This is a genomic window from Sphingomonas sp. PWP1-2, assembly GCF_049898305.1.
Taxonomy (GTDB): Bacteria; Pseudomonadota; Alphaproteobacteria; order Sphingomonadales; family Sphingomonadaceae; genus Sphingomonas; species Sphingomonas glacialis.
The window spans coordinates 100,422-114,001 of record NZ_JAFCXM010000005.1; the positions used below are offsets into that span (position 1 = coordinate 100,422).

Consider the following 13,580-nt stretch of genomic DNA (forward strand, 5'->3'; position numbering starts at 1 on the left):
CGCTAGCGGAGGAGTGGGCCCCGGAACAAGTCCGGGGTGACGTACTATTTCTTGACCAGGCCGATCTCGACCAGCCGCTCGTGCAGATAGTCATGCGCGGAGATCGGCGTGGGATAGCGGTCGGGCCGTGCCGCCGTGATCGTCGAGGGCAGTGTCTCGATCAGGAAATCGGGGGCGGGGTGGAGGAAGAACGGCATCGAATAGCGCGAATGCCCGCGCCGCTCGGGCGCCGGGTTGACGACACGGTGCGTGGTCGAGGGCATGACGTGGTTGGTGAGCCGCTGGAGCATGTCGCCGACATTGACGACCATCGCGCCCTCGGGCGGCTTGATCGGCAGCCATTCGCCTTCCTTGGTCAGCAATTGCAGCCCGGCTTCCTCGGCGCCGAGCAGCAGCGTGATCAAGTTGATGTCCTCATGCGCGCCAGCGCGGACTTCGGCCGCATCGGCGGGGACGGGCGGATAATGCAGCAGGCGGAGCACCGAATTGCCGTCCTTGACCGCATGGTCGAACCAGTCGGGCGCGAGCCCCAGATGCCGCGCGATCGCCGACAGCAGCCGGTCGCCCGCGACGTCGAGCGCGGCGAACAGTTCGATGAAGGTCTCGCGGAAGCCCTCGGGCTGGTCGGGCCAGACGTTCGGCGCCATCTGCGCCTCGAAGCGGTGGCCTTTCGCCAGTTCGCGGCCGACATGCCAGAATTCCTTGAGGTCGACATGCGTCGCGCCCTTGGCGATTTCGGTCTTGAACGGCGTATAGCCGCGCGCACCACCGCCGCCCGCGCTGAAATAGCTGCGCTTGGTTTCCTCGGGCAGCGCGAAGAACGCCTCAGTCATCGCCCAGGCGCGCGCGATCAGATCGGCGGGGACGCCGTGGTCCGACACGACCGCAAAGCCGAACCGCTCGAACGAATCGCCGAGCGCCGCGGCAAAGGCAGCAGGATCGGCGGCTTCGTCGGCGAGCGACAGCGGCGGGACTTCGGCGGTGGGGGTGTCGAGCATGAGACGCGTCCGTGATACTGGCAAAGTGCGAAGATAGCGCCGATTTGCCGCCGCGTCAGCCCCGCGGGGATCAGCGGGCCGCTCCTGCGTGCCGTAAAACGCGGATCCGCTCTAGCGAATCGGCTCACAGGCGATGCCATCGGAGTCGCCGTCCATCTCCGGGCGGTAGCCCGGCTCGCCCTCATAGATCGGCGCGGTGCCGGCAGCGCGCGCATCGTTGCAACCGCCCCACGCGTCGCCCGGCTGCGGCGCGCGGGCACGCATGAGGCCGGCCTGTACCGCGACGGGTTTCACCGCTCCGACGATTCTGGCGCGCCCATCGTCGCTGAAGGCGAGCGAGCCCGCGCCGACAATTCCGCCAAGCGCTGCCGCAACGCCCAACATCGGGAGTGCCCCGCCGCGTTGCGTATCCCGGTCGGGTGTATTCAGCGGTGTGAATCGCGTGCGAACGGGTTTGTGTAAGCTCATCAAAGCTTTGTGGCGACGAAGAGTGAAGGAGCGGTTTCGATGGACACGGGAATGGTGTCGAAGCGCATTGCACAAAAGCCCCAAAGCAAACGTCGCTGACCGCTGGAAGTCGGCCGCGGCGGACCGCGCATTTCACAAAGGAAACCCCGCGATCCGCCACAGTTTCGTCAGATCAGGCGTCTTACGAGGCCAGGTTCTCCATGACCTTCTTGTGCAGCCAGACGTTCATCGTCGCGCTGTCGTTGATGTCGCCGGTATAGCCGAGCTCATGCGCGAGCGAGACGCGGTTTTCGTGGCTCGGGTCGAGATCGAGCACCTTCATCAGATCGACGATCGAGGTCTGCCAGTTGAGCGGCTGGCCCTTCTCGGCGGCCTTCTGCGTCAGGACGGCGTTGACGTCGATCTTTGCAGCAGGCGCTGCGGGCGCGGGAGCCGCAGCCGGGGCAGCCGCAGGGGCGGGGGCAGGCGCAGCTGCAGGCGGTGCCGGGGTGGGGGCTGCTTCGACCGGGGCCGGCTTGTGGCCCCAGATCGCGTCCTTGATCATACCGAAAATGCTCATTGCCTTGCTCCTCTCAGGTGGAGACTGGAGAATGCCTCGCTTCGATGTCCGTTCCGCGACGGTTGCAACGACGTGCGGACCAGCTGCACGCTTTGCGGGGTGACCAGCGCGGCCGACTCGGGCATTGCGCGCGGCATGTCTGTGTCCCCGCAACGCCCGATGATGGACTCGCCCCCGCTGCGGCTGGTCGAGTTCGTCCCCCTGATCGCATCGCTGATCGCGCTTGCGTCGCTCGGTATCGACACGATGCTGCCCGCCCAGCCCGACATCGCCCGCCGGCTCGGCGTCGATGCGATCGTCGATGCGCCGCTGATCATCACGGTGTTCGTGATCGGGCTCGGGATCGGTCAGCTGATCCACGGTCCGCTGACCGATCGCTATGGCCGGCGCCCGGTGCTGATCGTCGGGCTGATTCTCTTCATCATCGGCAATCTGTGCGCCGGGCTGGCGAACAGCTTCCCGCTGCTGCTCACCGTGCGCTTCCTCAGCGGGCTCGCGATTGCCGCGAGCCGCGTGGTGACGATCGCGCTGATCCGCGATTGCTTCTCGGGCCGTGCGATGGCGCAGGTGACGAGCCTTGCCTTCATGGTGTTCATGGCGGTGCCGATCGTCGCGCCGAGCATCGGGCAGGGGATCCTGCTGATCGGATCGTGGCGGCTGATCTTCGAGGTGATCGCAGGCGGGGCATTGCTGTGCCTGATCTGGTTCGTCTTGCGCATGCCCGAGACGCTGCGCCCCGAAAACAGATCGCCGCTGTCGATCAAGACGACGCTGGCGGGCTGGCGGCAGACGCTGTCGGACCGCTATTCGGTCGGCTACACGATCGCCGCACTGATCGCGCAGGGCGCGATCTTCGGCTATCTCGGGTCGATCCAGCCGATCATGGATCGCGTGTTCCACCGCCCCGAATGGCTCGGCGGCGTGTTCGCGGCATCGGCGGGAACGATGGCGGTCGCCAATCTGCTCAACTCGCGGATCGTGATGACGCTCGGGATGCGGCGCATCTCGCAATCCGCATTGGTGGTGATGATCGTGTCGTCGGGCACCGGCGCGGTGGTCGGCTGGTTCGGGGACGAACCGCTGCTCGTCTTCGTGCTGCTGCAAGCGATCACGATGGCATGCTTTGGCCTCGCCACCTCGAACATGTCGGCGATGGCGATGGAGAATATGGGGTCGATCGCCGGTGTCGCGTCGAGCGTGCAGGGGTTCTTCGGCATCACGATGGGCGCGATCGTCGGCTGGGCGATCGGCCGCAGCTTCGACGGGACGACGGTGCCGCTCCATCTGGGGTTTCTGGTGGCGGGCGTATCGGGTATCGTGATCGCAGCGATCGTCGAGCGCGGGCGGTTATTTCGCCCCAGTTGACGCAGTTTAATCGGCAAAGCCGGAACCGTTCTCCGCTTGCACGGTTCGCTGATGAAACGATCCCGCATCCTGCGGGAGCGTCGGGAGAGCGAAGATGAGCATCGGTGGACATCAGGTACCCGGCGAGGGCACGGGCGACGACGGTTTCGACGAAGAAGGCTATGACGAGAGCCAGCGCGCGGAAATTCTCGAAGTAACCCGCGACGGGCCGAGCGACGGCACGCTGCTGACCGATATCGCCCCCGATATCGGGACGCGCGACGACGATGACGACGATCTCGAAATGGAAGACGATGAAGTCGGCGAGGAAGACCCCGATGCCGATGAGAGCGACGACGATGAGGACGAAGACGACGTCCAGGACGAGCTCGACGGCAACACGGCCGACGATGACGACGAAGTGAGCGATCGAGACGACGCCGCCTTGCGGCCGTGACGGGGTGCCGCGGACGGGCCGATCGGCGGCCCCGCCCGCGCCCTCTTCAGGCTGTATCTCGGGTGGGTCTGATGCCCGGTGTCTGGCACGCTTCGCCGTTTTGCGACGGGGCGGGAGGAACGGGCAAGCGGGTGCGCCGTTTATCGGGCCCGACCCTCTTGTGTTTGACGAGTATCAGTCATGAAGCGTTTGCTGACCGTATCTCTGCCGCTCGTGTTCGTCGCGGCGTGTTCCGGGACATCCCCCAGCCAGACCAACAGCATCGACATCAACGCGGCGGCTGTCCGCGCGCAGCAAAGCGTCGATGCCTATAACGCGGACGCGCCGGTCGAGATCGCCGAACCCGACGCGGTGACCGAAAACGATGTGACAGCCGCCACCGGGAGCAACAGCGCCGAGCGCACGCCGCTCGATCCGCCCGCGCCGGGAACGCCGGGCGGACTGCCCGACGACCGGACGCCGGTTTCCGAAGCCCCCTTCACCCTGGACAGCGCGCAAGGTGCGGCCAACGTCGTGCAGACCTATTACGCGTTCCTCGGCGAACGGAAGTACGCGCAGGCGCTCGCGCTGCGCGAGCCGAAGGCAGACGCGGCCGCCTTTGCGGAAGGTTTTACCGCCTACAGCGAATACCACGCCAATGTCGGTGCGCCCGGCGCGATCGATGCGGGGGCCGGTCAACGCTATGTCACCGTGCCTGTCCAGGTCTATGCGCGACTGAAGCGCGGTGGAGCCCCGGTGTACGAGATCGGCTCGGCCACGTTGCATCGCAGCGGCGATATCGATGGCGCAACCACGGCGCAGCGCACGTGGCGGATCCAGTCGATCGATTTGAAGCCGGCGCCGAAGCGCTAGCGGCGTTCAAGGTCTGCGCGCACTCAGGACTTCATGGCGTTGGCCAGCGTGGCCAGGTCGTCCGCGTTCACCGCTACGCCTGCCGCATCGGTATCGTCCGACGCGTTCGCCATCGTCGCCGCCCGGTTTGCCGGAGGACCGAACCCGACCGTATCGATCGCGGTCCACAGGATACCCGCCGCCCACAACAAGGCGCTCCATCGACTCAGGAAGATTTTGCGGAACGGCATCGCCGGACGTGTACGCCAGTCGGGTTAACGCACCGCAAAACCCGGGCGCGCGGCTATGGCGTTTCGGCGGCGGGGTCGCGTTCGGCGGTGTCGGCCGCCTTGGCGAGCTTTCTGGCCGATCGGCGCGCGGCGGTGGGGGTTAGCGACGCTGCGAGCCCGTCGGGGCCATCGAGGATCACTTCGCCATGCTCGGCGGCGGCCTCGATCGGATCGTCATACGGTAATCGGGCCACATCGCGTCTCCATGACTGGACAAAACGCAAACATCCAGCGCATGTTCCCGCGCCGCGGAGGGGGCCATGTATACCGATCTGTTTCTGAAAACCCATCGTGTTCCAACGATTACCGCCGAAGAGCGCGCCGCACTCGAGCAGGCGGTCGTGCGGACCGCGACCTATAGCCCCAAGCAGATCATCGTGCGCCAGCAGGCCCCGCTGACGCAATGCACGCTGCTGCTCGAAGGCTTTGTCGAACGCTACAAGGACACGCCCGAGGGGCGGCGACAGATCCTGGCGATCCACATTCCGGGCGATTTCGTCGACTTGCATTCGTATCCGCTCAAGCGGCTCGAGCATTCGGTCGCAGCCCTCACCGATGTGCGCGTCGCGCTGTTCCCGCATGCCGACGTCCGCGCGCTGACCAAGGAATCGGCATCGCTCACCGAATTGCTGTGGCGATCGACGCTGATCGACGCGGCGATCAACCGCGAATGGATCGTCTCGATCGGCGCGCGCAGCGCGGCGATCCGGCTCGCGCACCTGTTCTGCGAGATGTATACGCGGCTCAAGCGGATCGGGCAGGCCGAGACGACGACGTTCCCGCTCCCGCTGACGCAAGTCGATCTGGCCGATGCGACCGGTCTGACCGCAGTCCATGCCAACCGGATGCTGCGGCAGTTACGCGAACGCGGGATGCTCGCGTTCCGACAGGGCGAGGTCGAGATCCTCGACTGGGACGCGTTGCGGGACTTTGCGAAGTTCGATCCCGCGTATCTGTTCTTCGATTAAATCGGGCGTCGCAGCGGCACGGTAGCGATCAGGATCGGAGACGTGGCCGCCCGTGCTCTAGGGGGACGCCGCGCGGCCACGCCCTGTTGCAAAAGCTATCTCTACTGATCCGATCGGCAATGGGCTTGCGCCGAAACGACGGCGTCCTGCGATGGACCGGATCGGGCGCATCGGGCGGCGGCGATCACGCGTCTCCGGCGCGCTCCGACTCGGATGCCCCTTGCGGTCGGCGGCGACTTCGCGTTGGAAGCGGGAATGCCCAAGCTTCGTGCAGACCAACTCCTCGTCGATCGCGGCCTCGCCGAGAGCAAGACCCGCGCGCAGGCGCTGATCATGGCCGGCCTGGTCTTTGCCGGCGAGCGCAAGATCGAAAAGCCGGGGCAGGCGATCGCCGACGATGTGCTGCTCGACGTGCGCGGGCGAGATCATCCCTGGGTCTCGCGCGGCGGGATCAAGCTGGCGCATGGCCTCGATACGGTCGGTTGGGACGTCACGGGCGCGGTGGCGATCGATGTCGGCTCGTCGACGGGTGGCTTTACCGACGTCTTGCTGCAACGCGGTGCGATGCGGGTCTACGCGGTCGACAGCGGTACCAACCAGCTCGCCTGGAAATTGCGGCAGGACCCGCGCGTGGTGGTGCACGAACAGACCAGCGCGCGGATCCTGACCGAGGCGCACATCCCCGAGGCGGTCGACCTGATCGTCTGCGACGCGAGCTTTATCGGCCTCGCCAAGGTGCTGGAAACGCCGTTGTGTTTCGCCAAGCCCGCGGCAAAGCTCCTCGCGCTGATCAAACCGCAATTCGAGGCCGGGCGTGGCGAGGTCGGGAAGGGCGGGGTGGTCCGCGACCCGGCGATCCATGCGCGCGTCTGCGACGAAGTGGCGGCGTGGGTCGTCGCGCAGGGGTGGTCGGTCGCAACGATCGTCGAGAGCCCGATCACTGGCCCCGAGGGTAATGTCGAATTCCTGATTGCTGCAACGCGGGACATTCCGCCCGCAATGCCCTGAAATTAGCAGCTACATGCGGCAGAATCTCGTATATGGCCGGATTGGCCGTCACGTCGGGGATCGGCGCGGCGCAATCGAGGCGGGAAGGGCGTAGGGCTTGAGAGAGATCGCATCGAAGCAACAATTGCGGCTGGCGTTCCTGCGCTGGGCAGTGGTGACGGTGCCGCTCGTCCTGCTGCTTGGCTTCACCGCCGCGCGACTGGCGCCGGGCGGATCGCAGAACGCCTGGTACGGTGCGTTGGTGAAGCCACGGCTGACTCCGCCCGACTGGGCCTTTCCGGTCGCCTGGACGCTGATCTACATCCTGCTCGGGCTCGCGCTGGCGATGATCCTGTATGCGCGCGGCGCGCGGCTGCGCACGCTCGCCATCCTGCTGTTCGTGGTGCAACTGGCGGTCAACCTCACTTGGTCGCCGATCTTCTTCGGCATGCATCAAGTGACCGTCGCGCTCGGCATCGTCGTCGCGATGTTCGCATTGACGCTCGCAATGGCGTTCGTCTTCGCTCGGATCCGCCCGCTCGCGGCGGTCCTGCTGGTGCCCTATCTTGCGTGGCTGGTCGTTGCCTTCTACCTCAATTACGGGATCATGGACTTGAATCCTGGCGCGGAAACCCTTGCGCCGTCGTCGTCCACCACCCAAATCATCAAGATCTAACGCGACTGGATTTTCGTCTCATGCAATCCGACAACAAGATTTTCGACGACTTCGCCAAGCTCCTTAACGGCGCAGCCGGGACGCTGGCAGGCGTGGGGCGTGAAGCCGAAGCCGGCGCACGCGCGCGCGCCAAGGAGTGGATCGGCGGGCTCGATTTCGTCTCGCGCGACGAGTTCGACGCGGTCAAGGCGATGGCGGCGGCAGCCCGCGACGATGCCGATGCCTTGCGCGCCCGGCTCGATGCGCTCGAGGCCAAGCTCGCTACGGCGCCAAAGGCGGAAGGCTGAACTGATCTTTTCCACAGATTTCTCGGCGCTTGGGCCCTCGGGCCAGTGCGTTGCCTGTTGCGGGGCCCCTACATCCTGTAATGCGGGTTCGGGAGACGTGTTGTGATGCTCGATGAAGCCGATTTCGACCGCGACGATGCCGCACCGATCGACATGCTCGAAAGCTATTTCGCAGCGCACGGCTGGGAGCATGAGCGGCAGGACGACGAAGTCATCGCCAAGGTCAAGGGCAGCTGGACGCAGTACGAGCTTCGCGCGCTGTGGCGCGAAGAAGACAGCGTCATCCAGTTCCTCGCTTTCCCCGACATTCGCGTCGCGGATGACCGGCGCAGTGCGATCTACGAGGCGATCGGGCTGATCAACGAACAGCTCTGGGTCGGGCATTTCGAATTGTGGTCGTCGAGCGGGATCCTGCTCTATCGCCACGCTGCGATGATCGAGGGCGAGGGCGGCACGATGTCGCTCGGCGCCGCCGAGTTGCTGGTCGAAAGCGCGATCGACGAGTGCGAACGCTTCTATCCGGTGTTCCAGTTCGTCCTGTGGGGCGGCAAGACCCCCAAGGAAGCGCTCGCCGCGGCAATGACCGAGACGCAAGGCGAAGCGTGACGCTCGGTCGCGTTTGGATGATCGGGTGCGGCAATATGGGCGGCGCGATGCTGCGCCGCTGGATTGCGAGCGGCGTGCTCGCCGGCGACCAGGTCGATGTCGTCAACCGTGCTGACCGCGCTTTGCCCGATGGCGTGCGGCAATCGCGCAATCTTCCCTCAGGCGAATTGCCCGACGCTGTCATTCTCGCGATGAAGCCGCAGCAGATCGATGATGTTGTGAGCCTTTACGCGGAGCGTCTTGCTGGCGTGCCGGTGCTCGTGTCGATCCTAGCGGGGGTCGAGGAATCGGCGCTGGCGGCGCGGTTCAAGGCTCAGACCATCGTCCGCGCGATGCCCAATCTGCCCGTCGCGATCGGCAAGGGCGTGGTCGCGCTCGAGTCGTCGAGCCGCGACGATGCCGTACGAGCAGACGTGGTCGCGCTGATGGCGCCGCTCGGGCTGGTCGAATGGGTCGATTCGGCGCAGTTCGACGCGGTGACGGCGCTTGCCGGCAGCGGGCCGGCGTTTCTCTACCGCTTCATCGATGCGCTTGCGGCGGCTGGCGTCGCCAATGGTTTGCCTGCGGCGCAGGCCGAGCGCCTCGCGCTCGCGACCGTCGAGGGGTCGGCGCTGCTCGCCGCAGCGGCCGAGATCGCGCCGGGAGCGCTTGCCGAGCAAGTCGCAAGTCCGGGCGGCTCGACTCGTCGTGGGCTCGACGTGCTCGATGATCGGGACGCGCTGAAGGTATTGCTTACGGAAACGATCGCGGCATCGACGCGACGTAACGCCGAAATGGCGGCCGCGGCGCGCGGATAAGCGACGGCGCGTTGGGGGTGCTTAGCCGCGCAGTCCGGAGAGGCGCGACAGGTCGTCCTCGCCGATCATGCCCTCGAGCACCGACCAGAACCCCGTCACCGATTGCTGCCCGGCGCGCGCATAGGCCGAGGCCCAATGTTGGCGTACCGTCTCGAACAGTTCGGTCTCGAGTGCGGCGCCTTCGGGGGTGAGCCGCAACAGCCGTTGGCGGCGGTCACGTTCGCCGACGCGCGTCTCGACCATCGCGCGGTCGACCAGTTCGTTGAGCACGCGGCCGAGCGATTGCTTGGTGATCCCGAGCAGCCCGAGCAGCGCACTGACGGTGAGATCGGGATGCCGTGCGATGAAATAGATCGCGCGATGATGCGCCCGCCCGAGGCCGATCGCCGCAAGGCGGGTTTCGGTCGTGCGCGCAAGCGTGCTCTGTGCGAAATACATCAGCTCGATCCCGCGCCGGATTTCGGGTTCGCGCAGGAATAGCGGTGAGGCGGAGGCGATTGCGGTGGCCATTGTTGACCGCCTTTGGCGCACCCCGTACACGCCTTCAATCCCCAAATTGTAACAGAATGTCGCATTCCATGCAGCAAAATCGTCTCGACGCGCACAGCCTTCCTTCGGACGCAACCTCGGCCCCCGTCTTCGCGATCGAACCGCATGCAACGCCGATCCCGCTCGACGAGCGCAGTGCGATGTTGGTCGATCCCGGCTTCGGCCGTGTCTTTACCGATCACATGGTCACCATCCGCTACAATGAGCGCGACGGCTGGCACGATGCCAAGATCGTCGCGCGCGCGCCGTTCCAGATGGATAGCGCATCGGCGGTGCTGCACTATGCGCAGGAGATTTTCGAGGGGATGAAGGCGTATCGCTTGCCTGACGGTGGTGCAGCGCTGTTCCGCCCGTTCGAGAACGCCGCGCGCTTTCGCCGCTCGGCCGAGCGGATGGCGATGATCCCGTTGCCCGAGGCGCTGTTCGTCGAATCGGTCCGCGCGCTGGTCCGCCAGGAAGCTGGCTGGATCCCCGAGATCGACGGCGGCGCGCTGTACCTGCGGCCGTTCATGATCGCGAGCGAGGTGTTCCTCGGCGTGAAGCCATCGACCGAATATCTCTACGCCGTGATCGCCTCGTCGGTCGGTGCCTATTTCAAGGGCGGCGCGCCGGCGGTCACGCTGTGGGTGACGCAGGACTATACGCGCGCTGCACCCGGCGGAACTGGCGCGGCGAAGTGCGGCGGCAACTATGCCTCCAGCCTGATCGCGCAGGCCGAGGCGACGCGGCACGGCTGCGACCAAGTGCTGTTCCTCGACGCGATCGAGCGGCGCTGGATCGAGGAACTGGGGGGGATGAACATCTTCTTCGTGTTCGACGACGGCAGCATCGCGACGCCGCCGCTGACCGGTACGATCCTGCCCGGCATCACGCGCGATTCGCTGATGATCCTTGCGCGCGATATGGGGCTGGAAGTGCGCGAGGCGCCGTATGCGATCGAGCAGTGCCGCGCGGATGCCGAGAGTGGACGGCTGGTCGAGGCGTTTGCTTGCGGTACCGCGGCGGTCGTTACGCCGATCGGCACGATGAAAATGCGCGACGGCGATTTCCAGATCGGCAGCGGTGGCCCGGGCCAAACCACGGTGCGTTTGCGTCAGGCGCTGATCGATCTGCAGCGCGGCACCGCGCCCGATCCGCACAATTGGCTCGAGCGCGTGCTGTGACGTGCGAATCCGGGCTTTCCAAGCTCGGATTCACCGCCTAAAGCACCGCCCTCCCGGATTGGGGCGTCGCCAAGTGGTAAGGCAGCGGCTTTTGATGCCGCCATTCGCAGGTTCGAACCCTGCCGCCCCAGCCAGTAATCCGGCTAAGCTATTGCAAAGGAACGGCATCTCAGGTTTCGCCTATCGGATTGGGCCGGTAGGTGTGACGACTCCATGTGGAGCTTGGCATGCCGTCCATCCAGAACGTCGAACGCCGTGGCGCGGTTTACTATTGGCGCCGAACCATGCGTTTTCAGGATAGTAAGCCTCTCGTCTTAAGAATCAGCCTGCGCACGACCGATCAGGCCGTTGCGCGACGCATGGCCTGCGCCATGACGACAAAGAGCGAGACGCTGAGGATGACGATGAGCCAGGGCGGTGGCCTGACGATCGAGCAAAAGGGGGAGATGTTCCGCAAGGCGATGGCGTCTATGCGGGACGGGCTCGACCGCAGCCACGTCCAGTTTCAGCGCACCGATCGCGATGACGCCACATTCATGATCGAGGGGCTGGTCGACATCTACGAGGCGATGCTGCGCGACTTCGTCGTGCACGGCATCCCGCCGCACGCGGGAACGCGGGCCCATGTCGACGAGCGCTTTTCCGACCTCTCCGAGGACCAGCGGGACGGGATCATGGGCCTGTTCGAGCTGAGGCCCCAATTTCGCGAGGAGAACGACGAGGCCGCGGTCGAGGCGCTCAACCGGATCGGCGTCGCACAGGATCCCGACACGGTGGCGATCGCCCGCAAGGTCATGCTCGAAGGCAAGCTCGCGGCCGCGATGGAGTTCCGGCGTCGGATGCGCGATCCGATGGCGATGTGGTCGCAGGTGTCGCCGATCGCGACAGGGGCGGCTACCGTCTCTGGCCCCGCGGCAGTCGAGATCGTTGAGCCCTGGGCATCGATGACGCCGACGCAGGCCGCGGCCCGTTTCATCGCCGACAGCCCGAAAATCACGGGGGACGCGAAGCGGAAAGCCCGGTGGACGGCGAAGACCCGGAGCCAGTTCGAGGCTTCGGCGCGCCTTCTTGAGAAGAGTTGGGGCGCGAGGCCCTTGCATCTGCTGACCCGCGACGTGGTCGTGGCGCGCCCTTCAGGCGCCGTTGATACACTAACAGACCCTCAGCGGAATTTCCGCGCTTTGCCTTAATGATCATAGGTCTTTGATCCGTCCGTGCAGGACGTCGATGATCGCACCGGCTTTGATCAGGAGGTCTTCGATTGTCGCCGGCAAGGTACGGCGGAGCCGGTCGGCGTCATTAAAGCGCAGCACCCCGGACTGTATGCGATCGAGCAGCATATTGACGTTCGCAAGCTCGTTAGCGAGCCCATCGATGGCGGCAATCGTATCGACCCACGGGTGGACCGCTGGCGGAGATGGCGGCGGTGCGGTCTGGATGTTGACGCTTGGCAGATGGCTCCGAAGCCAGTCGCCGCGTGCATGTAGTCCATAAAAGCCGGCATCTTTCACGTACTGGTCGAGCTGCCTCAGTTCGTCCTCGGTGCGCAGGCGAATGCGCACGTCGTGGCGCCGCGCTCGTTGTTCAGACCCCGAAGAACCGCTCATCGAGAGTCTCCCTGGTCAAGCAACCTAGGTTGATCCGGGTATACGCCATCCTTGCGGCGTGACCATTGCGCGCGCGTCGGAAGGGGCAGGGCTGACCGCTCGCGGTAGTGGGAGGGTGTGGGCAGGGGGGACCCCCCTCCCGCCAAGGCATGTCGTTCAACCGAAGACCGGACAGAGCGAAGCGACAGACGGGCCGGCGCGAAGCGCGGTGGACACGACACGCCTTGCTGTCCTTTTCCATGCTGCACGCACGTTCCCCGGCACGGTGTCCCCGAAACTGAGTTTTCGGCGTGCTCGCGTTCGCCTAGATCATTGTAGTTATGAAAAAATGCTCGTTGATTGCCCATTTTGGGGAAACGGATTATTTCCCCCGGAGTGAGTATAGAAATGTACGCAGCTTTGCCCACTTCGGGGTGCGGCGATCGCTTCCCCAAAATGGGTATTTCCGCGTACCTGTCCGGTTTATCTAAGCCGCTTACGGGTATGAGGCGCCCTAAGTTGACCATTTCGGGGTAAATGGGATCGGGCGATTTCTGGACATGCGGTTCCGCAACCAATGGCGCGCCGACGCAGGTGACGAAGTAGGGGTCGTCTAACGGATAAACGGGCACAACAATGCTCCATCAGCGGCAGCCCATTGAGCTGCAGGTGAAGGAGAAGGTTCGGCCCCTTTCCAATTATCCCCGACCAAGAGGCGACACCTCAAGGCCGGACTACCGATCCGCACGCAGCGGAATCGATCAGTGGGCGGGCGTCCGACTCGCCCTGACCGTTATGATCCGCCTGCCCAGACGGATCGAGCGCATCGTCGCGCCGCATCGCGGTGCTTATATAGTGGTTATTCTGATCGTTGAAAACCGCTTGTCACTGGCGTTTGGTGCACTCGCGGTATGATTTGACCCATGACTGCTCGTTCTCAGGCCGCCGCACGATTCCCAACACCGGACGTTCATTCACGTGCTTCATGGCGTGCGCTAGCGGACGATGCCCGTT

The 13,580-nt window shown here is 65.1% G+C and carries 19 protein-coding genes and 1 tRNA gene; 13 read left to right on the top strand and 7 right to left on the bottom strand.

Annotated elements, in window-relative coordinates; genetic code table 11:
• Positions 1-44: 44 nt before the first annotated feature.
• The 3 genes from ACP7C5_RS13740 to ACP7C5_RS13750 all read right to left on the bottom strand — a co-directional run bounded on the left by ACP7C5_RS13740 (position 45) and on the right by ACP7C5_RS13750 (position 2,025).
• Entirely contained in the window at positions 45-998 is a 954-nt protein-coding gene (locus ACP7C5_RS13740; RefSeq protein WP_426264690.1) for an isopenicillin N synthase family dioxygenase, read from the bottom strand.
• Between the two features lie 111 nt (positions 999-1,109).
• Positions 1,110-1,382: an excalibur calcium-binding domain-containing protein gene (locus tag ACP7C5_RS13745; RefSeq protein ID WP_354288810.1), complete on the bottom strand. Its 273-nt coding sequence runs from the start codon at positions 1,380-1,382 to the stop codon at positions 1,110-1,112.
• 265 nt (positions 1,383-1,647) lie between these two features.
• Positions 1,648-2,025 (bottom strand): DUF3597 domain-containing protein, encoded by a 378-nt coding sequence (locus ACP7C5_RS13750; RefSeq protein ID WP_426264691.1) that lies wholly within the window; start codon positions 2,023-2,025, stop codon positions 1,648-1,650.
• 135 nt (positions 2,026-2,160) lie between these two features.
• Between ACP7C5_RS13750 and ACP7C5_RS13755 the strand changes: the two genes are divergently transcribed.
• The 3 genes from ACP7C5_RS13755 to ACP7C5_RS13765 all read left to right on the top strand — a co-directional run bounded on the left by ACP7C5_RS13755 (position 2,161) and on the right by ACP7C5_RS13765 (position 4,678).
• Positions 2,161-3,390, top strand: coding sequence for a multidrug effflux MFS transporter (locus ACP7C5_RS13755; protein WP_426264692.1), 1,230 nt, complete (start codon positions 2,161-2,163; stop codon positions 3,388-3,390).
• 94 nt (positions 3,391-3,484) lie between these two features.
• Positions 3,485-3,826 (top strand): DNA primase, encoded by a 342-nt coding sequence (locus ACP7C5_RS13760; protein WP_426264693.1) that lies wholly within the window; start codon positions 3,485-3,487, stop codon positions 3,824-3,826.
• A gap of 180 nt (positions 3,827-4,006) precedes the next feature.
• Positions 4,007-4,678, top strand: coding sequence for a hypothetical protein (locus tag ACP7C5_RS13765; protein ID WP_426264694.1), 672 nt, complete (start codon positions 4,007-4,009; stop codon positions 4,676-4,678).
• Between the two features lie 23 nt (positions 4,679-4,701).
• Here the strand turns inward: ACP7C5_RS13765 and ACP7C5_RS13770 are convergent, their stop codons facing one another.
• Both ACP7C5_RS13770 and ACP7C5_RS13775 read right to left on the bottom strand, forming a co-directional pair.
• A complete protein-coding gene (locus ACP7C5_RS13770; protein WP_133187109.1) occupies positions 4,702-4,908 on the bottom strand; it encodes a hypothetical protein in 207 nt (68 codons plus the stop codon).
• A 53-nt stretch (positions 4,909-4,961) separates the two neighbouring features.
• On the bottom strand, positions 4,962-5,141 hold the full coding sequence (locus tag ACP7C5_RS13775) for a hypothetical protein (RefSeq protein ID WP_426264695.1): 180 nt from the start codon (positions 5,139-5,141) through the stop codon (positions 4,962-4,964).
• Positions 5,142-5,207: 66 nt separating this feature from the next.
• Here ACP7C5_RS13775 and ACP7C5_RS13780 point away from each other — a divergent pair, with 66 nt between their 5' ends.
• The 6 genes from ACP7C5_RS13780 to proC all read left to right on the top strand — a co-directional run bounded on the left by ACP7C5_RS13780 (position 5,208) and on the right by proC (position 9,268).
• Complete coding sequence (locus ACP7C5_RS13780) at positions 5,208-5,915, top strand: Crp/Fnr family transcriptional regulator (RefSeq protein ID WP_426264696.1); 708 nt, start codon at positions 5,208-5,210, stop codon at positions 5,913-5,915.
• Positions 5,916-6,170: 255 nt separating this feature from the next.
• On the top strand, positions 6,171-6,923 hold the full coding sequence (locus ACP7C5_RS13785) for a TlyA family RNA methyltransferase (RefSeq protein ID WP_426264697.1): 753 nt from the start codon (positions 6,171-6,173) through the stop codon (positions 6,921-6,923).
• Positions 6,924-7,020: 97 nt separating this feature from the next.
• Complete coding sequence (locus ACP7C5_RS13790; protein ID WP_189676771.1) at positions 7,021-7,578, top strand: TspO/MBR family protein; 558 nt, start codon at positions 7,021-7,023, stop codon at positions 7,576-7,578.
• Between the two features lie 20 nt (positions 7,579-7,598).
• Positions 7,599-7,865 carry an accessory factor UbiK family protein gene (locus tag ACP7C5_RS13795; protein WP_133187119.1) on the top strand — a complete coding sequence of 89 codons (267 nt, stop codon included), beginning with the start codon at positions 7,599-7,601 and terminating at the stop codon, positions 7,863-7,865.
• A gap of 105 nt (positions 7,866-7,970) precedes the next feature.
• A complete protein-coding gene (locus ACP7C5_RS13800) occupies positions 7,971-8,471 on the top strand; it encodes a YbjN domain-containing protein (protein WP_133191897.1) in 501 nt (166 codons plus the stop codon).
• 17 nt (positions 8,472-8,488) lie between these two features.
• A complete protein-coding gene (proC, locus tag ACP7C5_RS13805) occupies positions 8,489-9,268 on the top strand; it encodes a pyrroline-5-carboxylate reductase (protein WP_426264843.1) in 780 nt (259 codons plus the stop codon).
• 21 nt (positions 9,269-9,289) lie between these two features.
• Here proC and ACP7C5_RS13810 read toward each other — a convergent pair whose 3' ends face one another.
• The gene (locus tag ACP7C5_RS13810) at positions 9,290-9,778 is read right to left on the bottom strand and encodes a MarR family winged helix-turn-helix transcriptional regulator (protein WP_426264698.1); all 489 of its coding nucleotides are present in this window, start codon (positions 9,776-9,778) and stop codon (positions 9,290-9,292) included.
• Between the two features lie 68 nt (positions 9,779-9,846).
• On the opposite strand from ACP7C5_RS13810, the gene ACP7C5_RS13815 reads away from it, so the two are divergent.
• From ACP7C5_RS13815 to ACP7C5_RS13825, 3 genes are all read left to right on the top strand, one after another.
• A complete protein-coding gene (locus ACP7C5_RS13815; protein ID WP_426264699.1) occupies positions 9,847-10,980 on the top strand; it encodes a branched-chain amino acid aminotransferase in 1,134 nt (377 codons plus the stop codon).
• Positions 10,981-11,039: 59 nt separating this feature from the next.
• A tRNA-Gln gene (locus tag ACP7C5_RS13820) sits at positions 11,040-11,114 on the top strand.
• Positions 11,115-11,207: 93 nt separating this feature from the next.
• Positions 11,208-12,170: a hypothetical protein gene (locus ACP7C5_RS13825; protein WP_426264700.1), complete on the top strand. Its 963-nt coding sequence runs from the start codon at positions 11,208-11,210 to the stop codon at positions 12,168-12,170.
• Positions 12,171-12,173: 3 nt separating this feature from the next.
• Here the strand turns inward: ACP7C5_RS13825 and ACP7C5_RS13830 are convergent, their stop codons facing one another.
• A complete protein-coding gene (locus ACP7C5_RS13830; RefSeq protein WP_426264701.1) occupies positions 12,174-12,587 on the bottom strand; it encodes a hypothetical protein in 414 nt (137 codons plus the stop codon).
• A gap of 615 nt (positions 12,588-13,202) precedes the next feature.
• Here ACP7C5_RS13830 and ACP7C5_RS13835 point away from each other — a divergent pair.
• Positions 13,203-13,481 (top strand): hypothetical protein, encoded by a 279-nt coding sequence (locus tag ACP7C5_RS13835; RefSeq protein WP_426264702.1) that lies wholly within the window; start codon positions 13,203-13,205, stop codon positions 13,479-13,481.
• The last annotated feature ends 99 nt before the right edge of the window (positions 13,482-13,580 follow it).